General features: G+C 60.5%; 18 protein-coding genes. 7 read left to right on the top strand and 11 right to left on the bottom strand.

What is annotated here, in order from left to right; genetic code table 11:
* Positions 1 to 28: 28 nt before the first annotated feature.
* A complete protein-coding gene (locus U3654_RS05830; protein WP_324754406.1) occupies positions 29 to 379 on the top strand; it encodes a DUF488 domain-containing protein in 351 nt (116 codons plus the stop codon).
* On the opposite strand, the gene U3654_RS05825 is transcribed toward U3654_RS05830, so the two are convergent.
* The 6 genes from U3654_RS05825 to U3654_RS05800 all read right to left on the bottom strand — a co-directional run bounded on the left by U3654_RS05825 (position 376) and on the right by U3654_RS05800 (position 9,103).
* On the bottom strand, positions 376 to 912 hold the full coding sequence (locus U3654_RS05825) for a methyltransferase domain-containing protein (RefSeq protein WP_324754405.1): 537 nt from the start codon (positions 910 to 912) through the stop codon (positions 376 to 378). The genes U3654_RS05830 and U3654_RS05825 overlap by 4 nt on opposite strands.
* Before the next feature lie 34 nt (positions 913 to 946).
* The gene (gene lpdA, locus U3654_RS05820; protein WP_324754404.1) at positions 947 to 2,344 is read right to left on the bottom strand and encodes a dihydrolipoyl dehydrogenase; all 1,398 of its coding nucleotides are present in this window, start codon (positions 2,342 to 2,344) and stop codon (positions 947 to 949) included.
* Positions 2,345 to 2,477: 133 nt separating this feature from the next.
* On the bottom strand, positions 2,478 to 3,062 hold the full coding sequence (locus U3654_RS05815; RefSeq protein ID WP_324754403.1) for a DUF924 family protein: 585 nt from the start codon (positions 3,060 to 3,062) through the stop codon (positions 2,478 to 2,480).
* A 135-nt stretch (positions 3,063 to 3,197) separates the two neighbouring features.
* Positions 3,198 to 4,475: an MFS transporter gene (locus tag U3654_RS05810; RefSeq protein ID WP_324754402.1), complete on the bottom strand. Its 1,278-nt coding sequence runs from the start codon at positions 4,473 to 4,475 to the stop codon at positions 3,198 to 3,200.
* A 107-nt stretch (positions 4,476 to 4,582) separates the two neighbouring features.
* Complete coding sequence (gene queA / locus U3654_RS05805) at positions 4,583 to 5,635, bottom strand: tRNA preQ1(34) S-adenosylmethionine ribosyltransferase-isomerase QueA (RefSeq protein ID WP_324754401.1); 1,053 nt, start codon at positions 5,633 to 5,635, stop codon at positions 4,583 to 4,585.
* 27 nt (positions 5,636 to 5,662) lie between these two features.
* On the bottom strand, positions 5,663 to 9,103 hold the full coding sequence (locus tag U3654_RS05800) for a DUF3971 domain-containing protein (protein ID WP_324754400.1): 3,441 nt from the start codon (positions 9,101 to 9,103) through the stop codon (positions 5,663 to 5,665).
* Between the two features lie 115 nt (positions 9,104 to 9,218).
* On the opposite strand from U3654_RS05800, the gene U3654_RS05795 reads away from it, so the two are divergent.
* The 3 genes from U3654_RS05795 to U3654_RS05785 all read left to right on the top strand — a co-directional run bounded on the left by U3654_RS05795 (position 9,219) and on the right by U3654_RS05785 (position 11,909).
* Complete coding sequence (locus tag U3654_RS05795; protein WP_324754399.1) at positions 9,219 to 9,680, top strand: peroxiredoxin; 462 nt, start codon at positions 9,219 to 9,221, stop codon at positions 9,678 to 9,680.
* Between the two features lie 389 nt (positions 9,681 to 10,069).
* Complete coding sequence (locus tag U3654_RS05790; protein ID WP_324754398.1) at positions 10,070 to 11,389, top strand: M23 family metallopeptidase; 1,320 nt, start codon at positions 10,070 to 10,072, stop codon at positions 11,387 to 11,389.
* Positions 11,379 to 11,909, top strand: a complete 531-nt coding sequence (locus U3654_RS05785; protein ID WP_324754397.1) for a polymer-forming cytoskeletal protein — start codon at positions 11,379 to 11,381, stop codon at positions 11,907 to 11,909. The genes U3654_RS05790 and U3654_RS05785 overlap by 11 nt, the downstream gene beginning before the upstream one ends.
* Positions 11,910 to 12,171: 262 nt before the next feature.
* Here U3654_RS05785 and U3654_RS05780 read toward each other — a convergent pair whose 3' ends face one another.
* Entirely contained in the window at positions 12,172 to 13,179 is a 1,008-nt protein-coding gene (locus U3654_RS05780) for a nitronate monooxygenase (RefSeq protein WP_324754396.1), read from the bottom strand.
* A gap of 572 nt (positions 13,180 to 13,751) precedes the next feature.
* Between U3654_RS05780 and U3654_RS05775 the strand changes: the two genes are divergently transcribed.
* Positions 13,752 to 13,871: an entericidin A/B family lipoprotein gene (locus tag U3654_RS05775; protein ID WP_324754395.1), complete on the top strand. Its 120-nt coding sequence runs from the start codon at positions 13,752 to 13,754 to the stop codon at positions 13,869 to 13,871.
* A 109-nt stretch (positions 13,872 to 13,980) separates the two neighbouring features.
* A complete protein-coding gene (locus U3654_RS05770; RefSeq protein ID WP_324754394.1) occupies positions 13,981 to 14,466 on the top strand; it encodes an REP-associated tyrosine transposase in 486 nt (161 codons plus the stop codon).
* Positions 14,467 to 14,483: 17 nt separating this feature from the next.
* Here U3654_RS05770 and lepA read toward each other — a convergent pair whose 3' ends face one another.
* Complete coding sequence (gene lepA / locus U3654_RS05765) at positions 14,484 to 16,283, bottom strand: translation elongation factor 4 (RefSeq protein WP_324754393.1); 1,800 nt, start codon at positions 16,281 to 16,283, stop codon at positions 14,484 to 14,486.
* A 203-nt stretch (positions 16,284 to 16,486) separates the two neighbouring features.
* On the opposite strand from lepA, the gene U3654_RS05760 reads away from it, so the two are divergent.
* Positions 16,487 to 16,843 (top strand): hypothetical protein, encoded by a 357-nt coding sequence (locus U3654_RS05760; RefSeq protein WP_324754392.1) that lies wholly within the window; start codon positions 16,487 to 16,489, stop codon positions 16,841 to 16,843.
* 104 nt (positions 16,844 to 16,947) lie between these two features.
* On the opposite strand, the gene U3654_RS05755 is transcribed toward U3654_RS05760, so the two are convergent.
* From U3654_RS05755 to U3654_RS05745, 3 genes are all read right to left on the bottom strand, one after another.
* On the bottom strand, positions 16,948 to 17,532 hold the full coding sequence (locus tag U3654_RS05755) for an HNH endonuclease (RefSeq protein WP_324754391.1): 585 nt from the start codon (positions 17,530 to 17,532) through the stop codon (positions 16,948 to 16,950).
* A 197-nt stretch (positions 17,533 to 17,729) separates the two neighbouring features.
* Positions 17,730 to 18,470: a YebC/PmpR family DNA-binding transcriptional regulator gene (locus U3654_RS05750; protein WP_324754390.1), complete on the bottom strand. Its 741-nt coding sequence runs from the start codon at positions 18,468 to 18,470 to the stop codon at positions 17,730 to 17,732.
* 87 nt (positions 18,471 to 18,557) lie between these two features.
* The gene (locus U3654_RS05745) at positions 18,558 to 20,297 is read right to left on the bottom strand and encodes an SLC13 family permease (RefSeq protein ID WP_416384586.1); all 1,740 of its coding nucleotides are present in this window, start codon (positions 20,295 to 20,297) and stop codon (positions 18,558 to 18,560) included.
* Between the last annotated feature and the right edge of the window lie 12 nt (positions 20,298 to 20,309).

The following is a 20,309-nucleotide window of genomic DNA, read 5'->3' as shown; positions in this document are numbered from 1 at the left end:
GGCAGTTGACGATCAAAGGAGGCATATCATGGATATCCGCACGAGACGCGCCTACGAGGACATGGCCGAAAATGACGGCTACCGCGTGCTGGTCGACCGGCTCTGGCCGCGCGGCGTCGCCAAAGACGACCTAAAGCTGGACGATTGGTGCAAGAATGTCGCGCCCAGCGACGATCTGCGCAAGTGGTTCGATCACGATCCGGACAAATGGGATGAATTCCAGAGCCGGTATCGCAAGGAGCTAGACAGCAGCGACGCGGTAGATGATCTGATCGAACGGGTGAAGGCAGGCCGCGTGACACTGATCTACGGTGCAAAGGACGAGGCGCACAACAATGCCGTGGCGCTACGCGAATACCTGCGTGACAAGGTAGGCTAGACCTTTTGCGCCAATGCCCATGCGCAGATCGGAAAGTTCGGATCATTGGTCAGATCGTCTGTTTCGGGATCGTAATTGGGCGGCCATTTATCTTCCAGATTGCGGGCGGCGGCCTGCCGATTGCCCCACTGCTCGGCCCGGATATGCGCAGGCTCAAAGCCCGCCTCGACCAGCAGGTTTTTCAGCCCCCGCGCGCTCCAACGGCTACAATCATGCGGAGCGCCGTGGTAGCGCACGAAAAACGGCACGGCCAGCCAAAAATAGCCGCCCATACGCAGCATCCGCAGCACATTGCGGGTGGCGGCATGGGGGCGGTCCAGATGCTCCCATACCTGGTTGGCCAGGATGATATCGAACTTTTGCACCAGCCCGTCCTTGCTTAGGAACGGGGCGTCGCAGATGTCATATTCAGGATAACGAAACTGCGCGTAGCTCTGAAAATCGTAACGCCGCCCATTCTTGCCCGAGATTTCGCCGGCGTCCATCGCGGCCAACGGCAATGCCTCGAGCCACGAGCGCGAGGTGCGTTGCATCACGATTCGGTTGAGTGACGGCACCGCTTAAGGCCTACATGTGGATGACGCGGCCATAGGCATCCAGCACGCTTTCATGCATCATTTCGCTAAGGGTGGGATGCGGGAAGACGGTGTTCATCAGGTCCTCTTCGGTTGTCTCCAACTGGCGACCGACGACATAGCCTTGGATAAGTTCCGTCACTTCCGCGCCGATCATGTGCGCGCCCAACAGCTCCCCTGTCTTGGCGTCAAAAATGGTTTTCACCATGCCTTCGGCCTCGCCGAGCGCGATGGCCTTGCCGTTGCCGATGAAGGGGAAACGCCCGACCTTGATGTCGTACCCCAACTCCTTGGCTTTGGCCTCGGTGTAGCCGACGCTGGCGATCTGGGGATTGGAATAGGTACAGCCCGCTATGCTGTTTGGCTTGACCGGATGGGGATGCTTGCCCGCAATCAGCTCGGCCACCATAGTGCCCTCGTGGCTGGCCTTGTGTGCCAGCCAAGGCGCGCCAGCGATGTCACCGATGGCATAGAGGCCGTCCACATCCGTGCGGCAATATTCGTCCGTCAGGACGTGGGTACGGTCGATTTTCACGCCCAGATCTTCCAACCCGAGGTTTTCGACATTGCCAACGATGCCAACGGCGGAAATCACGGTGTCAAAGTCCTGCTTTTCGACCTTGCCGTTCACCTCGATATGGGCCGTCACCTTGCCTTTGCCGCGATCCAGTTTCTTGACGCCTGCCTTTTGCAGGATTTTCATCCCTTGCTTTTCAAACTGCTTTTTAGCGAACTTCGAGATTTCGGCGTCTTCGACCGGCAGGATGCGATCCATCACCTCTACCACGGTCGTTTCAGACCCTAACGTGTTGTAAAAGCTGGCGAATTCCATCCCGATTGCGCCCGATCCGATAATCAGCAGCTTTTTCGGCATTCGTGGCGGCACCAGCGCGTGCTTGTAGGTCCAGACCAGATCGCCGTCGGCCTCAAGCCCCGGCAATTCGCGCGCGCGTGCGCCCGGTGCCAGCACGATATGCTTTGACGTCAATTCCTCATCGTCGCCCTTGTCCATCTTCACGGCTACCTTGCCCTTGGCAGGCAGTTTAGCTTCGCCTCGGAACACGTTGATCTTATTCTTCTTCATCAGGTGGCCGATTCCGTCAGACAGCTGCTTGGCCACCCCGCGCGAGCGTTTGATGACGGCGTCTAGATCATAGTCGACCTTTTCGACCTTCAGCCCAAACTCCTTGGCGCGGTGCATGAGGTGAAACACCTCTGAACTGCGCAGCATCGCTTTGGTCGGGATGCAGCCCCAGTTGAGGCAGATGCCGCCCATATGCTCACGCTCGACGATGGCGACAGACAGACCCAACTGCGCGCCACGTATAGCGGCGACATAGCCGCCGGGACCAGCGCCGATCACGATCATATCAAAGGATTTGGGGGCCATGTGCATCTCCGAGGTGCTGAATATGGTTTAAGGTTAAAGCACCTCGCAGATATGCACAACGCATCTGGCACAAATGCAAACGCCGCCCCCGTTTCCGGACGCGGCAATCTGATTTTACTTGGGCCCAAATGCTTCAGGCGGCGTCCTTCTGCTGTAGCTGGCGCAGAGTGTGGCCATAAGCTCCGGCCTTGAGGTAGGCGATCTCGGCCAGTGTAGATTTGCGCCCAAGCGCCTCGTTGCGATAGGGAAAACGACCGAACTGGCGGATCACATCGCGATGCGCGCGCGCGTGCAGCAGTTGCCCTGCCCCGGTTTCCGGCATCCGCTCGCAAATCAGGCGGATACAGCGGTCCTGATCGCACAGGTTTTCGGAATGCATCAACGGCAGGTAAAAGAACTGGCGCGCAGGCTCGTCTATGGCCATGTCCCACTTGCGCCCGATCGCCAACTTGGCAGCCGAGACAGCATGTCGGTCAGTGGCAAAGGCATCGCCCGTGCCGCGAAACATGTTGCGCGAAAACTGATCCATCAGGATGATATAAGCCAGCGTTCCGGTCGGATAGGTCAACCACAGCCCACAAGCACCCTCGCGCGCCTTGCGCCAAGCGCCCTCGAACCGCTCGCGGATCTGGGTGTCCAGCGCCTTGGTTGATGCATACCAGCCCTGTTCGCCGACTTCGTCGAGCCAGAACTTCAGTACTTCCTCTGGTGCCGTCACGGGTCTCGCTCCTCATGGTCTGATGCCCATGGTTTCAACGTTAGCGCCAAGTCGACGCTATTGAACAGTAACGTATTGCTTCAAATGCGACATTCCGCTCACAGCGTTTGCACCGGATCTCATCGGGTGGCGCGGTCAAGCAGCGCCAAATCGGGCTGCCTCTTCTGCCTCTTCCTCCTGTGCGATCTCGACGTCGTATTCCTGTGCAAGCGTGACGGCCATGGGCGACGAGGACGGCATGACAAGCGTGTAGTTTTCGACCGGATCGACCACCGTGCCTCGCCGCTGTGTCATCCGATAGGCCGCATAGATCGCCATCGCCGCGCCCAAGACGGCGATATAAAGGAAAAAGCCGCGCGGCCCCAATATCCCCATCATCCAACCCGTAATAAGAGGCCCGGCCACTGCCCCCAGTCCGTTGATGAAAACGAGTCCCCCGGCAGCGGCGGCCATGTCTTCATGTTCGAGAAAATCGTTCGTGTAGGCGATCAGCAATGAATAAAGCGGGTTCGACAGCCCCCCGACCACGAATGCGGCGGCCAATAGCACAAAGAAAACCTCGCCAAAGATCATCGCCACGACAGACCCTAAAGCCAACCCCGCAGCGGCCACGAGGATCAACAGCCGTCGGTCCATCCGGTCCGACAGCCAGCCCAGCGGATACTGCACGATCAGCGCACCGATATAAAAGGCCGACACGAAGGCGGAAATTTGCCCGACGCTTAGCCCCGCCTTGCCGCCATAAACCGCACCCATACCGAACTGCGCCGAGAATATTCCACCCAGCAGGAACATGCCCACGCAGCCCAGTGGCGAGGTGTGAAATATCTGCATCAGAGTCATCGGCTTGATCGCGCCAAAGGCGGGAGTCGGACTGATCGACAACAGGATCGGCGCAAAAGAGATCGAGATCAGCACCGACGGGATGATGAAGAGGATAAAGCCACCCGGATCAGCCACGATCAGCAAGGCCTGCGCCGACACGATACCGATCATCTGCACGATCATATATAGCGACAGCGCCTTGCCGCGATTTTCGTTGCTCGCTGCGTTGTTCAACCAGCTTTCGGCGGTGACATAGACACCGGAAAAGCAAAAGCCGATCAGGATGCGCGCAGCGCCCCAGGCCCACGGATCGGTCCAGGTGGGATAGAGCAGCATGATCGACGAAATCATTGAGCCGAGGGCAGCAAAAACTCGCACATGCCCAACGCGGCGGATCATCTCGGGTGCCATGCGCGATCCAAAAAGGAAACCGACAAAATAGCCCGACATGATCAGCGACATCTCGAAGGTTGAGAACCCTTCGATCTCGCCCCGGATGCCCAGCAGCGTGCCCTGCATCCCGTTGCCGACCTGCAGCAACATCATCCCGAACAGAAGCGCCCAAGAGCCTGACAGAACCTTGATCATCGTAAATCCCCTAGGCGTTTTCTGGGCTACGATGCCCCGGGCATGCGCCGTTTGTCTGCTCCGTTCGCGACTCGCTGCGTGCGGTGTCCGCCGCCATTGGCAGCGTTTCAGCGCGGGATCAACAAGGATGCATCGCCGTAGGAAAAAAATCTGTATTTTTGATCTACCGCATGGGCGTAGATGCGGCGCAGTTCGTCCTGCCCGATAAGGGCCGAGACCAGCATCATCAGTGTCGATTTCGGCAGGTGAAAGTTGGTCATCAGCGCGTCCGTCACGAGAAACTCAAAGCCGGGATAGATAAAGATGTCCGTTTCGCCCCGCCATGGTGCTATCGCGCCAGTTTCACGCGCAGCACTTTCGATCAGGCGCAGCGCAGTTGTGCCAACCGGTATCACACGGCCCCCTGCCGCCTTCGTCGCGGCGATCTGCGCGGCGGCCTCCGGCGTCACCTCACCCCATTCGGCGTGCATTTTGTGGGTGGTCACGTCCTCGACCTTGACCGGCAGGAAAGTGCCCGCGCCCACGTGCAGCGTCACATGGGTGAACTCGACGCCCTTGGCGCGTAGCACGTCCAGCAGGGCGTCGTCGAAATGCAGCGACGCGGTGGGCGCCGCAACAGCACCGGAATGGCGGGCCCAGACGGTCTGATAATCCTCGGCATCGGCGGCATCGGCAGCGCGGCGCGCCGCGATATAGGGCGGCAGCGGCATTGCGCCTGCCTCTGCCAGCGCGGCGTCGAAATCGTCGCCAGTGAGGTTGAATTCCAGCACGCCCTGCCCGTCCTCTTTGGCGATCAATGTCGCGGACAGGGTCTGGGAAAATGTCACGATCTCGCCCTCGCGCAGTTTTTTCAGCGGCTTGATCATCGCGCTCCATGCACCATCCGCGCGGGGCTGTAGCAGCGTCACCTCGATGCGCGCCTCGGTCTCGCCTTGCGCGCCCATGCGGCGACGCGCGCCATTCAGGCGCGCAGGGATGACGCGGGTATCATTCAGCACCAGCCGGTCGCCGGCGCGCAGCCAATCCGGCAGATCGCCCACATGCGCGTCGTTCAATATACCGCCATCCGCCACCAAAAGGCGCGCGGCGCTGCGCGGGCGGGCGGGACGTGTGGCGATCAGCGCCTCGGGCAGATCATAGTCGAAATCGCTCAGCTGCATGGCGCGGCCTTTCTTGTGCCGCGCGGCTTACCGGCGGTTGATGTTGCCACGGTCGAGCGGCTTGCTTGCCTTTGGCGCGGGTGCAGGGCTTTCGCCTGCCTGCGCCGGGTCCGGCCGCACGCCACCGGCCCCAGCAGGCGGCTCGGGCGGCCGGCGGCGGAAAATCTCGCGGAACATGCCGGGTGTCAACAGCGACAGCGGATTGACCGCTACCTTGGGCGCCGAGGCGAGGCCCGTCAGCGTATAGTTCACGCCCACCAGCCCCTCGCCCTGCCGGGTAAATACCCCACCAATCGCATTGACGATATAAAGCGGCGACACGACGCCCTGCATATCCATCCGCTTGTTGCCAAGGTAGTAGTAGCCGTCCATCGAAATGCCCATGGATGCGCCCACCGCACTGCCGGAATATAGCGTCAAACGCTCCGGCCCGAGGCGAAAGCGCGCGTCGACACTACTGAAATGAATGCCGTTGCCTGACAATTGTTCCAACAGGCCAACGACGCTGATCGCGCTCAGCAATTCGGCCAGTGCGGGCGCGTCGGTCAGCCATATGTTGCCGCCCTTCAACTGTCCGTCATAGGTGCCCGCAGCCCCCGCCGGGGTCAGGAGCAGTTCCATCTTACCGCCACGGGCCTGTTTCAACACGCCTGCTGATCCCAGCACACCGCCGGCGTCGTCGGTCACGATGCGGAACGCGCTGCGTCCACGCTGCGGCACGATTTGGCCCCGAATCGACGCGCCACCGTTGACGCGGCCCGAAAAACTGCCGTCAGCGCCGTTCGCTGTGTTCAACCGCGCACGAAAGTCACTGAGAGCGAGGCCATCCGAAACAACCAGCCGCTCGAGCGCAAGCGACACTGGCCCACCCGCGTTGCCGCCGCCGCTGCCCGCCAGATCCGCCTTGCGCAGATCGACCGTGCCGCCATTGACTTCGACGCCGGGTGCAGCGCCCTTGCCGCGTCCGATCAGCGTGACGGGCGCGTCCAGCCAGCCGCCGACCGACACGCGCGAGAACAGCGCGCGGCCCAGTAGCCCGACCCTTGTCAGGCTGACGCTGCCCAGTGCGTTCAAGCCCGGCGCGTCCAGTGACAGCTGATCGATCTGTGGCGGCTCGCCCAGCCGGCCGCGCACCTTCAGCGCGCCGCGCGTCGGACGCGCAAGGCTCCAGTTTAGCTGCGGCAGCGACAGGCCGAGGCCCGCCAGATCCGAGGTCAGCGTGAAACTGCCCGCGCCGCCCGGCTCCAGTTCGACCACCACGTCGCCTGTCGCGCTACCCCCAAGGCTGCCGGGTGGCAGACCGATACCGAACTCATCCGCAAAGGTCTGACTTAGTGTTACTGTCCCGTCCACGCGGCTGCCCGAGGCGCCCGGTCCAAGCGCAGCGGTATAGGCGCCGTTAAACGGCACTTTGCCCAGCCGTCCGTCGCCCGAAACCTTCAGCCCCTCGTCGTTTACCGTCAACGCCAGCGCTTTAGCGCTCAGCACGCGGCCAGGCACCAGAACGTCGCTGCGCAGATCACTCAATGTGCCTGCGACGTCGAATTGAATATCCTTGGTCTTGAGGAATTTCTTTAGCGGAAACCCCAGCTGCGCACCGACCTGCGCGCGCCCTTCGGCCAACGCCACAGGGCGGCCCTGCTTGGTGAGGAACTGGAACGGCTCATTGTCCATCAACGAAAGCGCGGCGGTTATAGTGCTGTCGGTGCGCACCTGCACCTTGGCAGGAGGATCAGGTACATCCACTTCCGGCACGGCAAAGCTGGTGCCCGATATGTCGACACGCCCGCCCTGTCCCGCGTCGACCCAGCCGGCATCGGCAGCAATGGCAAATTGGCCGTTCAGCAGTTGCGCCTTGCCCGACATCTGTTGAATCAGCGGCATCTGCTTCATGAATCGGGCGCTCGCGTCCTTGACTTCGAAGCCGAGGAACACGTCCGGGCGATGCTTGGGGGCCGAACGGACGGCGAGCTGCATATTGCGCAGCTCACCGCCCGACACGTTCTCGGACACCCATTTGCGCGTGTTGGGCACCGCTGCCTCGGGCCACAGCTGCATCAGGCGATCCCGGTCCACCCCGTCCATCCGCCCGTCCAGCGCCACATCCCAGCCCGCCTCGCCACCACGCAGCTCGCCGTTCAGCACCAGATGGCGGCCCTGATCAGACAAGCTGAGCTGCCCGACGCTCAGATGAAACGGCTCGAGCCGCAGGCGCATGTCCAGCGTGGCCCCGTCCAGATGAACCGGTTCATCATAAAGGTCGGCAGGATCAGCGGTGATATCACTGACGCGCAATTGTGCCTGTAATTCGTCTGGCCAGTCGTTTTCTCCTCCGATCAGATGCGCAATACCCTCGGCGCGGGCCGACACCCACTTGCTGTCGATGGAAACGGCCTCGAAGGTGATAGTCTGAGCGGCGGGATCATAGGTGAAATAGCTACTCGCGGCGTCAAAAACGATCGGTTTGGTCCCCGCCGTGGGGCGCAGCGCCCCCTTGCCGATCTGAAGGCTGGCGTTCAGCGGTCCCAGCCGCCCCTTGCGATCCAATCGCGCCCGCAACGCGCCCGAAATAGGCGCATCCAGCGCATCAAGCCATGTCAGTGCCGGCGATTGCATCGCCAGTTCGCCCGCCGGCAAATCCGTAAAGTTCAGCCCCAACTGCGCCGCACTGCTGCCGATCCGGCTGGAAAAGCTCATCTCGAGCGTGCTGGCATAGGCGCGCGCGCCAAGCACAGTGAAATCGCCGCGCATCCTCAGCGTGCCCGCCTCGCGCGTCGCGGCAACCTTGCCTCCGTCGATGGTCCAGGCACGACCTGTGCGCGCGTCCTCATAGCGCAAGGTCATGTTGTCGGCATGGACGCCACTCAACGACGCCATGGCGGGTCGGGTCAGCGCATCGTCGATCTGCGCGATGATCGCGCTGACATCGCGCGCCTGCGCCGTGCCGTCAGCGCCGCCCATAGCACCGCCCATCTTGATACCAAGGCCGCCGTCATCACCGCGACGCAGGTTCACCTGCAATCCCGACAGACGTATGGCCGAGGGTTGAACCCTGCCGCTGAGCAACGGGCGCAACGCGACCGTGCCACCCAGTTCAGACAGGGTGGCGATCACGCGCCGGTCTGGGCCGCGCAGCGTCACTTCCCTGAGGGCCAGGCGTGGGGTCCATCCCTTTTCGATCACGACGGCCATCCGGCCCACGTCGATGCCAAGCCCGCCAGAGCTTGCATTTATCCGCTCGGTGATGCGCGTGCGTGCCCAGTCGGGCACAAAAACCGGCGTGCCCAGATACGACAAAACCAACAGCGCGCACGCCCCGGCCAGCGCCGCCATGCTGAGCAGCGACCACAGGCCCGCCTTGCGCCGACGACGCCGCCTGCGGACACGGCGTGCGTGATGCACGTGGCTATCCGCCTCGCTTGCGCCGCTTTGCGCCGCCGAGGGCTGCTGGGGGTCCGGATCGCTCATCTGCTCCTTCGGGGGCCTCAGCTGCGACCCCTCTTGTTTCCCGAGCGCGCCCCTTTTGCTTTTGGCCCGCCTGACGCTAATATATCACGAACGCAGACAGACCCAAGGATGACAAATGCCTGATATCTCTGACAAGGCCCCCGATTTCACCCTGCCGCTAGGCGGCGGCGGCGAAATTCAGCTTAGCGCTCTTGCTGGGCGACCTGTCGTGCTATTTTTCTATCCGCGCGACGACACGTCCGGCTGTACCAAAGAGGCACTGGCCTTTACCGCCCTCGCGCCCGATTTCGAGGCTGCGGGCGCAAAGGTCGTCGGCATTTCCAAGGACTCCGTCGCCAAGCATGAAAAGTTCCGCGACAAGCATGATCTGACCGTGGAACTTGCCTCGGACGAGCATGGGACGACCTGCGAGGATTACGGCGTTTGGCGCGAAAAGCAGATGTATGGCAAGACGTTCATGGGCATCGAACGCAGCACCTTTTTGATCGGCGCGGATGGCTGCATTGCCAAGGTGTGGCCCAAGGTCAAGGTGCCCGGCCATGCCGAAGAGGTGCTGGAGGCTGTGCAAGCCTTGTAATGTACGCCGCGTAATGCGCTTGAACTGCCCCCCCCCCAAAAAAACAGCGCCTAGCAGGCACGTATAGCCCGTCCAGATACGCGCGCAGATGGGACGTCGCGCCCTTTGTCGCAAGCCATCCGCCACGCGGTACCACACGGTCACCCACCGGGATGCCACCTGCATCTGCGACAACGCAGCGCAAGGGGGGCTGTGCAAAAGCCCGCCCAACCGGTTGCGTATCGGCGATATTCTGCCGCTTCTGCCGTTCACGCCGTCATTTGGCTGACATCGGGTGCAAAACTGTTGCCCGTAGGCCAATGTCTGGCTAAGCACGCCTCCAAGGTGCCGCGCGAATAAAACGACAGGTGCCATTTCGGGACGGAAACGGGACGAAGGGACGGAACATCTTGCGGACACGAATCGCAATTGCAACTCACGCATTTCTTGAGCGCCATTTCCCCGAACGCCGGGTGTTTCTGCGTTCGGACACGGACACTCGCTTTATGCGGCTTCGGCCAGCGACGCAGCTGATCGCCTTTAGTGGTGCCTCGCTCATCGTCGGCTGGGCGATTATCGCCACTGCAATCCTGCTGATGGACAGCATCGGGTCGGGCAATTTTCGCGAGCAAGCAAAGCGCGATCAGCGCACTTACGAGCGCCGCCTCAACGATCTGAGCGGCGAGCGTGACAAACGCGCCGTCGAGGCGCGCGATGCGCAAGAGCGCTTTAACTCGGCGCTTGAGCAAATTTCGGTGATGCAATCGGAGCTTTTGGCCTCGGAAACCCGCCGCCGTGAGATGGAAACCGGCATCGGCGTTATCCAATCGACCCTGCGCCGCACGATGCAGGAACGCGATGCCGCCCGCGGCAAGGCCGAGACGCTGACCGCCAAGCTGGAAACCTCCGGCAGTGTCAGCCAGCTGGCACAGGATGGCGATACCGGCGCGAGCCCCGTCGACTTTCTGACCGAGGCCCTCGCCGATACCGCTGCTGAGCGCGATCAAATCAGTGCCAACGCACAGAACGCCCTGTTGCAAGCCGATGAGATGGAGCAGCAGATCCGGCTGATGCAGGATCAGAACGACCACATTTTCCGTCAGCTCGAAGATGCGATGACCATCTCGGTCGAGCCGCTGGACAAAATGTTCCGTGCCGCCGGTATGAACACCGACACCATGCTAGATACCGTACGCAAGGGCTATTCCGGCCAAGGCGGCCCGCTGATGCCGCTCAGCTTTTCTACCCGTGGAGAAGAGCCGTCGGCAGATGCAACGCGCGCCAACGGCATCCTCAACCAGATGGACCGTCTGAACATGTACCGTATCGCCGCCGAAAAGGCGCCGTTCGCCCTCCCGCTGAAAAATGCGTTCCGCTACACGTCGGGATTCGGCAAGCGTTGGGGGCGCCAGCACAAGGGCACCGACATGGCCGGCCCCACCGGCACGCCAATCTACGCCACCGCTGACGGGGTCGTGACCCATGCGGGTTGGCTGTCGGGTTATGGCAGGCTGGTCAAGATCAAGCACGCCTTCGGTATTGAGACGCGATATGCGCACCAGTCGAAAATCCGCGTGAAGGAAGGCCAAAGGGTCTCGCGTGGGGATCACATCGGTGATATGGGGAATAGTGGACGGTCCACCGGCACCCATCTACACTACGAGATTCGTGTAAACGGTACCGCCGTCAATGCAATGACATATATCAAGGCTGCGAGAGATGTTTTCTAAAAGCAAAATCAACGACCCTAGCCCGCAAAAAGGCGATTCGCCCAAGCCGGCTGGCCATGACAAGCCGCAGGACGCTCCCAAGCCGTTGGCGCCGCAGGGCGACTACAAGGCGGCTGCGCCAAAGGCTAAGCCACCCGCGTCGGTGCTGTCCTCGGACCTGCATGTGACCGGGAACATGAAGACAGCCGGCGACATTCAGGTCGAAGGCACGGTCGAGGGCGATATCCGCGCTCACCTGCTGACCATTGGCGAAACAGCCACGATCAAGGGCGAAGTGATCGCCGACGATGTCGTAGTCAACGGCCGTATCGTGGGCCGCGTGCGCGGCCTCAAGGTGCGCCTGACCTCGACCGCGCGTGTCGAAGGCGACATCATCCACAAGACGATCGCAATCGAATCCGGCGCCCATTTCGAAGGCTCGGTTCAGCGCCAAGACGATCCTCTGAACCCCAAGGGCAAATCCGCCGAGCCGGTGAAACCGACTGAGCAGGTAAGACCGTCTGAGACAAACCGCTCCTGACGCCACTGCGCCTTAGCTGAATATCAACCGCCCCCGCCGCAAGGTCCGGGGGCGGTTTTGCATTTTAAGGCGCGCTTTGTCTGCTTGTGAAAAGGGCACCAATCCCCTGATCGGACCCGCTGCGGAACGCCAGTGAAGATTGGGGCCAATCCCATGAGGTCTAGTCGCGGTCCTGATCCCGTCGGGAAACGCTTTAGCTGGCACTGAACGACTGTTGGGTTTTAATTTGGGGCCGACTGCGCATTCGGATTGCAGAAGCCTCTTAAACTTGGTCGTCAAAGAGGGATGCACAGCAGGACCGGAGGGCTCTTTCTGCGTCCCGACTGATTTCTTCAACTATTTTGGCAGCGGGCATAATTTCCCGAACAAGAGATACGCCCTGACCAGCCCAAAGCGACATGGCCGCGATATCACCCGTGGTGTCGGAAAGGGGCGTGTAGCTTTGATACCGCACGACAGGTTCTCCACTGGGTCGCCGACCGATTATCTCGCCCTCATCGGGGCGATCGCCCGGTGTCGGGCTTCCAGCGTTTCGCCATTTTTCTGAGGTTGAATTTGCCAATGCACGATGAGGCGCATTTGGCCACGCCACATCATATAGATCTTGATACCATTCTGTCTGGCTCTCCGACGCTCTCAGGATACCTTGCTGATATGCGTCGTGAATCGTCGCTTCTTTACTTGCCAGAAAACGGGTGCCTATCCAAACCCCGGAAGCGCCGAGCATGAGGGCAGCAGCCATGCCACGCCCGTCCGCAATGCCTCCGGCGGCGACGACGGGTTTGTCTACCGCATCAACAACAGCCGGCACGAGCGCCATTGTCGCGACGCGCCCCCAAACATGGCCACCTGATTCCCATCCTTGGGCAACAATGATATCCGCGCCCGCGTCAGCAGCGATCCTGGCTTCTTCGGCTGTTCCAATACTTGCCATAACGACCAGCCCGCCTGCCTTGGCGGCTTTGATGGCGGCCGGCTCCATTCCCCAGAAAAGTGAGACGGCAAACACCTGCTCATCAATGCAGGCTTGCAACTGATCCTCATAGGGAAACGACAGGTTCAGGTTCACGGCAAAGTTACGGCTGGTCAATGCGCGAACCTCTGCAATGCCGTTGCGCACCTGTTCAACAGGTTTGTCCCACAACGGTATCACACCAAAACCACCTGCGTCAGAAACCGCCGCAACAAGAGCAGGCCCCGCTGCTCCCCCCATTGGGGCCGAAATAATCGGCTTTTCTATGCTTAACACTGTGCAGAGTTCAGTTTTCAATGTCAGCCTCCGTAAATCCCATCCCGTAAGTTGGGCCCAAGCGCGAGCGCAAGTCAACAATCTGAGAAGGCCTTGGACGCGTGGAAACCCACACTGCCCACACTGGAAAAGGTGTCAGGATTCTCAAGTCCGCCTTCGATATTTCGTCGGATCGCGCAGACATCGCAGGACCTTAATCACATTACGTGCGGTGTCCGCCGTCGGTCGGCCGCTTAACCGGATCAAATAGCCCGCGACGGATTTTTACAAACAGCCCATGGCCCTCTGTCGATAATTTGGCCGCGCGCTGTCTTGCGCGAGCGCAAGGTGGCACGCGCGGTGCGGGATGCTTTATCGCCTCCTGGAATGTCTGATACTGGATCAGCGCGCCGCAATAAATGACACCGGAGATGCTGACGGGTTACCCAGCATAACCCGCCTGACATGCGCGCCGCGATCTGGTGATCTGGTTCATTTTATACGTGAGCCATGCATAAAAGCCCGCGAACCCGTCAGCTTCTTCGGCAGTTTGGCCGTGGGAACCATTACCACTCGTGGCGCGTTGCCATGGCAGCGAAACAAGGAGATGCAATATGCTGAAAGTCACTCTCGCCATCCTCGTCGTTCTCGGCCTTGCTGCGTGCGAAACCACCGAAGGCTTTGGCCGCGATGTGCAAAATGCCGGACAAGCGATCGAGGCCGAAGCCGAATAAGTCGGCGCATCTTTGACGCAGACAAAGGGCAGCTTTAGGGCTGCCCTTTTCATTGAAATTCCTCCCAAATTTCAACCTTTGCTTAACCCTATTCGGAGAATAGTAAGGCATGAGCAAATATGAACGTCTATACATCCCCGGCGGCACCAGCTTCTTTACCGCCTACCTCGCAGATCGCACCGCGGGCACCTTGGTCGAACGAGTCGATCTGCTGCGCGCTGCCTATGACAAGGTCGCATCCGCGCATCCAGTCATCTGTCACGCGATGGTGGTGCTGCCAGATCATCTTCACGCCGTCTGGACCCTGCCCGACGGCGACGCTGATTTGTCGATCCGGTGGCAGAAGATCAAGACAGACTTTTTAAGCCACCTGGCCGCCGGTGAACCCCTAAACCCCAGCAAGCCGCGCAAGGGCGAAAAGGGAATATGGCAGCGCCGGTTTTGGGGACATACTATCCGAAATCCGGCTGATTTTCACCGGCAGATCGATTATTGCCACTACGATCCGGTCAGGCACGGCCTAGTGCGGCATCCCGAAGACTGGGAGCACTCGACAATCCACAGCGCGCCCAGTTCTGACATGATCGTGGCATAGGGTGGGTGAAACCCACCCTACCCGTCCATCTTGAGCGCCGAGATGAACGCCTCCTGAGGGATATCCACCTTGCCGAACTGGCGCATCTTTTTCTTACCGGCCTTCTGCTTTTCCAGCAGCTTCTTTTTGCGCGTCGCATCGCCGCCATAGCATTTGGCGGTGACGTCCTTGCGCATCGCCGACAACGTCTCGCGCGCGATCACCTTGCCGCCGATGGCCGCCTGAATGGGGATCTTGAACATGTGGCGCGGAATCAGATCCTTGAGTTTTTCGACCATGGCGCGCCCGCGCGTCTCGGCCCGGTCGCGGTGCACCATCATAGACAGCGCATCAACCGGCTCATCGTTCACGAGGATCGACATTTTCACCAAATTATCGGTGCGATAGCCCATCATTTGATAGTCAAAACTGGCATAGCCCTTGGTCACCGATTTGAGCCGGTCGTAGAAGTCGAAAACCACTTCGTTCAGCGGCAAATCATAAACCACCAAGGCGCGCGCGCCTGCATAGGTCAGATCCATCTGAATGCCCCGACGATCCTGACACAGCTTCAGCACGTCGCCCAAATATTCGTCCGGCACGAGGATCGTCGCCTTGATCCGCGGTTCTTCGACGTGATCGACCGTCGAAAGGTCCGGCATGTCCGCCGGGTTGTGCAGAGGCAACAGTGTGCCGTCCTTCATAAAGACGTTGTAGATGACCGACGGCGCAGTCGTGATCAGATCGATATCATACTCGCGCTCGACCCGGTCGCGGATGACCTCAAGGTGCAAGAGCCCCAGAAACCCACAGCGAAACCCAAAACCAAGCGCCGCCGAGGTTTCCATCTCGTAGGTAAAGGAGGCATCGTTCAGCGCCAGCTTTTCGATGGCGTCACGCAGGTCTTCGAACTCGGCCGAATCGACCGGGAAAAGCCCACAGAACACCACTGGAACCGACGGCTTGAAACCCGGCAACGGCGTAGCACAAGGCGCCTTGTCATGGGTGATCGTGTCACCCACCTTGGTATCACGCACCTGCTTGATCGACGCGGTGATAAATCCGATCTCTCCCGGCTCCAGCTTGTCCACCACAGTCATGGCGGGGCGGAAAACGCCAATCCGCTCGACCTGATGCACCGAGCCGTTCTGCATCATGCGCACCCGGTCGCCTTTTTTCAGAACTCCGTCCATGATCCGCACCAGAACGATGACGCCCAGATAAGCATCATACCAGCTATCGACCAACATTGCCTTGAGCGGTGCATCCCGATCACCCTTGGGTGCCGGCAGGTGTGCGACGATCGCCTCCAGCGTCTCGACGATCCCCTGCCCCGTCTTGGCACTGACTCGGATGGCGCCGCTGGCGTCGATGCCGATGACATCCTCGATCTGCTCGGCAACACGGTCGCAATCGGTGGCAGGCAGGTCGATCTTGTTCAGGATCGGCACAATCTCGTGGCCCGCGTCGATAGCGTGATAAACATTCGCCAGCGTCTGCGCCTCGACCCCTTGGGTCGAATCCACGACCAGCAGCGATCCCTCGACAGCACGCATCGAGCGGCTGACCTCATAGGCGAAATCGACATGGCCAGGCGTGTCGATCAGGTTGAGAATGTATTCCTCGCCATCGAGCGCAGTATAGTTGATCCGCACGGTCTGTGCCTTGATGGTAATACCGCGCTCGCGCTCAATATCCATGCTATCCAGCATCTGCGCCTTCATATCGCGCTCGGCCACGGTGTTGGTCTGCTGGATCAGGCGATCGGCCAGCGTGGATTTGCCGTGGTCAATATGCGCCACGATCGAGAAATTTCGGATATGTGCGAGGTCTGTCATGGAATGGGATATGTATGGCTTTGCAAGGTTGGTCAAGATGGATCGGCGCCTCGCCTCATGAGACACGCGGATATGGCAGGCAGGCGCGACTCGTAGCATCTTCGGAATTGAAAAACCCACGAGGATCGGGCAAAGAGACCTGAAACAACTTCCCCATGATCGGGGCGGCCCCGCACGGGTCCGGCAGATATGAGGCATAATCAATGAAGAATGCACTGATCGTCGGCCTTGTGTTGGTCCTTGCGGGCTGCGGCGGCTCGAACCGGAACGAGAACAGAGGCCGAGGCGCGAGCGCCCCAGTCTATATGCCGAATGCCAGTGGCCCGCTCAAGAATGCGTGCCTTGCCTCGGATCGTAAGGCGCGCTCGTCCCAGCTATGCGGGTGCATTCAGGCGGTCGCAAACCAATCACTGTCCAGCAGCGATCAATCGCGCGCAGTAAAATTCTACGGCAATCCGCAATTGGCGCAGGACGCACGCCAGTCCAGCCGCGCCAGCGACGAACGCTTTTGGGAGGCGTATTCCAGCTACGGCAAGCGCGCCACGCAAATTTGCAGCTAGTACGTTGGTCCATCCCGCGCGGGGATTTTTTTGGTAAAAACAACCAGTTCCCAGCTATGGTAAGAGTTATCATGGCCTCCACAACTGCGCAGGCAGCGCCGCCCTCACGCCTCCAGCTCGGCGTCCCAATAGAGAAAATCCAGCCAACTGGCGTGCAGATGGCCCGGCGGGAACTTGCGGCCCAGATTGCGCAGTTCTTCGGCGCCGGGCGCGCGGGGCGGTTTGCGCAGGGTCATGCCCGATCGCGCCAAGCTTTTTGAGCCTTTGGACAGGTTACATCGCGCACAGGCCGCAACGACGTTCTTCCAGCTGGTTCGCCCGCCGCTGGCGCGCGGCACGACATGATCGAACGTCAGATCACCCCGCGCGCCGCAATACTGACAGCGAAATTCATCCCTCAGAAAAAGATTGAAGCGCGTGAATGCCACGCGCTTCTGAGGTTTGACAAAATCCTTGAGGACAATGACCGATGGGATGCGTATCTGCGTGCTGGGCGAATGAACAATCTGGTCATACTCGGCCACGATATCCACCCGGTCCAGCCAAGCGGCCTTGATCGCGTCCTGCCACGACCACAGCGACAGAGGATAGTAGCTGAGCGGCCGGTAATCAGCGTTCAGCACCAGCGCGGGGTGCTGCCTGAGCGCCGATGAGGCGCGCACGAAATCCGTTCTGAAATCGCCGTTCATTATCTTGGCCGGCCCCGCCTGCGCTAATACATTCCGGATAACTATAGGTCGTGCGCGCCGTCTGGCAAGCCTGCCATTTCACAGCATATCCACGCGATACACCACGCACGGACACGCAATGGACGCGCCGCCAGTCAATGGGCACGACTGGAGAATTCGCAGGATTTTCGCAGTACTTTAGCCTTAGCCAGCACAGATCAGAGCTGCTCCATCACCTCGTCGGAGGCTTCGAAATTGGTGGTGACGCGCTGCACGTCGTCATCATCCTCCAACGCGTCAATCAGCTTCATCAGCTTCTGCATCGCGTCCAGATCCATCTCGGTCGTTGTCACGGGCCGCCACGTCAGCCTCGTCGTCTCGCTCTCGCCCAGTTCGGCCTCAAGGGCGGAGGACACATCGTTCAAGTCGGTATCGGCGCACCACACGATGTGGCCCTCCTCGCCCGATTCAACGTCCTCGGCACCCGCCTCGATCGCGGCCATCATCACTGTGTCGGCGTCACCGGCCTCTAGGCTATAGACGACCTCGCCCTTGCGCTCGAACATGAAGCCGACACTGCCTGTCTCGCCCAGATTGCCGCCATTCTTGGTGAATGTGCTGCGCACGGTGCTGGCGGTGCGATTGCGATTGTCGGTCATCGCCTCGACGATGACGGCAACGCCATTGGGGCCGTAACCCTCATAGCGGATTTCCTCGTAATCCTCACTATCACCGGTCTGGGACTTCTTGATGGCGCGGTCGATCACGTCTTTGGGGACCGATTGCATCTTGGCCTCTTTGACGGCCATGCGCAGGCGCGGGTTCTTGTCGGGATCAGGATCGCCCATTTTGGCTGCGACGGTGATTTCCTTGCTTAGCTTGGAAAACAGTTTGGAGCGCACGGCGTCCTGCCGCCCCTTGCGGTGCTGGATGTTTGCCCATTTGGAATGGCCGGCCATATAGGATCCTTTTTAAGGTCGAACGAGGATGATTTATGCATCCTATAAATCAGGCACCGGTGCAGGGGCAAGAGGCCCTGCCACCGCTCACAGCGGCCAGATCAGCGGAATGATAAGCGAGGCCAGCAGCCCGATGCTAAGGTTTAGCGGCACGCCGATGCGCAGAAAGTCGGTGAACCGATATCCGCCGGGACCATAGACCAGCGTATTTGTCTGATACCCGATGGGCGTGGCGAAGCTGGCGCTGGCCGCAACCATGACCGCCACGACCAAGGGTCGAGGGTCGATCCCCATCGCATGCCCCAGCCCGATCGCGATGGGCGTCACGACAACGGCGACGGCGTTGTTGCTGATCATCTCGGTTAAAACCGAGGTCATGAGGTAAACCGAATATATCACCATCACGCCGGGCATCAGCATCAGGCTGGGCGCCACCCCCCCCACGATTAGTGCCACAGCTCCGCTTTCCTCCAGCGCGGCACCGATGGCCAACATCGAGAAAATCAGTGCCAGAAGCCGCCCGTCGACAAAGGAAAACGCCTCGTCCGCGTCGATGCAGCGCGCGATCAGCACCGCAGCCACGGCGACCACCGCAAGGGCGAGGATCGGCGCCACGCCCAGCCCCGCCAGCGCCACGATGGCGATGAGTGCGGCAATGGCGATGGGCGCATGACCGCGCCGAAACGCACGCGCAGAGGGCTGCGAGACATCGACCATGTCCATCTCGCTGGACAGGCGCCTGATGTCTTCGGGCGCGCCTTCCAACAGCAGCGTATCGCCCACCTTGACGATCAGGTTATCAAGCTGTCGACCGATATTCTGGTTCCGGCGATGGACCGCCAGCGGATAGACACCATAGCGCCGCCGCAGACGCAGCGAGCCGAGGCTGCGACCGACCATCTTGCATCCGGGCGTAATCAGCACCTCGACCGTTGTCGTTTCAACGGTCGACAACTGATCGACGCGCCGCAGGCTCTTGTCGTTCTGAAGGCTCAGCAACTCGGTCATCTGCGTGCGAAGAACGACAAGATCGCCCTGCTCCAGCGTTACGTCGGTAAGGTCGCGCCTTAGCGACTGATCGCCGCGCACAACGTCGATCAGGCGCACGCCCTCGCGCTTGAACAATTGCACGCCGCTGACCTCACGTCCGATCAGGTTGCTGTCGGGCGGGATCACCGCCTCGGTGAAAAACTTCATGCGGCTGCGATCCGACAGCATATCGGCCATGGAGTCGCGGTGCGGCAGCAGCAGCGGCCCGATGAAACGCAGATAGATCATGCCCCAGATCACCAGCACGAAGGCCAGCGGCGTGACCTCAAAAATGCCGAACGGCTCCAGTCCGCGCGCGCGAGCCACACCATCGACCAGCAGGTTCGTCGACGTGCCGATCAACGTCAGCATACCGCCAAGGATCGCCGCATAACTCAGCGGAATAAGCAGGCGCGAAGCAGGGATTTTCATCGTACGTGCCAGCTGGACAAAGACGGGGATCATCACCACCACCACCGGCGTGTTGTTCATCACCGCCGAGCCAAATATGACAAGCACCATCAGCATCGCAATGGCCAGCTTGGGATTGGTGCGCGCCTGCCGGTCCGCAAGCGACGTAAACGCCTCAAGCGCGCCAGTGCGCACCAGCGCGCCCATGATGACGAACATCACCGCGATGGTCCAAGGTGCCGGGTTCGACAACACATCCAGCGCCGCATCGTAGGGCAAAAGGCCCAAGGCCAGCATGGCGGCGGCACCCGCCAGCGCGACCACCTCGGTCGGATAAACCTCGCGCACGAAAAACACGAACATCACGGCAACGACGCCCAGCGTCATCAGCGCCTGCGC

This window comes from Roseovarius sp. Pro17, from assembly GCF_035599575.1.
GTDB lineage: Bacteria > Pseudomonadota > Alphaproteobacteria > Rhodobacterales > Rhodobacteraceae > Roseovarius.
The sequence above is the reverse complement of the archived record's forward strand: the minus strand, read 5'-3'. Positions and strand labels throughout refer to the sequence as shown.

What these genes read in the sequence shown, in the direction of transcription:
- U3654_RS05830 (WP_324754406.1), top strand. Translation starts at nt 29, where the DNA reads ATGGATATCCGCACGAGACGCGCCTACGAGGACATGGCCGAAAATGAC.
- U3654_RS05825 (WP_324754405.1), bottom strand. Translation starts at nt 912, where the DNA reads ATGCAACGCACCTCGCGCTCGTGGCTCGAGGCATTGCCGTTGGCCGCG.
- lpdA (WP_324754404.1), bottom strand. Translation starts at nt 2,344, where the DNA reads ATGGCCCCCAAATCCTTTGATATGATCGTGATCGGCGCTGGTCCCGGC.
- U3654_RS05810 (WP_324754402.1), bottom strand. Translation starts at nt 4,475, where the DNA reads ATGATCAAGGTTCTGTCAGGCTCTTGGGCGCTTCTGTTCGGGATGATG.
- queA (WP_324754401.1), bottom strand. Translation starts at nt 5,635, where the DNA reads ATGCAGCTGAGCGATTTCGACTATGATCTGCCCGAGGCGCTGATCGCC.
- U3654_RS05800 (WP_324754400.1), bottom strand. Translation starts at nt 9,103, where the DNA reads ATGAGCGATCCGGACCCCCAGCAGCCCTCGGCGGCGCAAAGCGGCGCA.
- U3654_RS05795 (WP_324754399.1), top strand. Translation starts at nt 9,219, where the DNA reads ATGCCTGATATCTCTGACAAGGCCCCCGATTTCACCCTGCCGCTAGGC.
- U3654_RS05785 (WP_324754397.1), top strand. Translation starts at nt 11,379, where the DNA reads ATGTTTTCTAAAAGCAAAATCAACGACCCTAGCCCGCAAAAAGGCGAT.
- U3654_RS05775 (WP_324754395.1), top strand. Translation starts at nt 13,752, where the DNA reads ATGCTGAAAGTCACTCTCGCCATCCTCGTCGTTCTCGGCCTTGCTGCG.
- U3654_RS05770 (WP_324754394.1), top strand. Translation starts at nt 13,981, where the DNA reads ATGAGCAAATATGAACGTCTATACATCCCCGGCGGCACCAGCTTCTTT.
- lepA (WP_324754393.1), bottom strand. Translation starts at nt 16,283, where the DNA reads ATGACAGACCTCGCACATATCCGAAATTTCTCGATCGTGGCGCATATT.
- U3654_RS05760 (WP_324754392.1), top strand. Translation starts at nt 16,487, where the DNA reads ATGAAGAATGCACTGATCGTCGGCCTTGTGTTGGTCCTTGCGGGCTGC.
- U3654_RS05755 (WP_324754391.1), bottom strand. Translation starts at nt 17,532, where the DNA reads ATGAACGGCGATTTCAGAACGGATTTCGTGCGCGCCTCATCGGCGCTC.
- U3654_RS05750 (WP_324754390.1), bottom strand. Translation starts at nt 18,470, where the DNA reads ATGGCCGGCCATTCCAAATGGGCAAACATCCAGCACCGCAAGGGGCGG.
- U3654_RS05745 (WP_416384586.1), bottom strand. Translation starts at nt 20,297, where the DNA reads ATGACGCTGGGCGTCGTTGCCGTGATGTTCGTGTTTTTCGTGCGCGAG.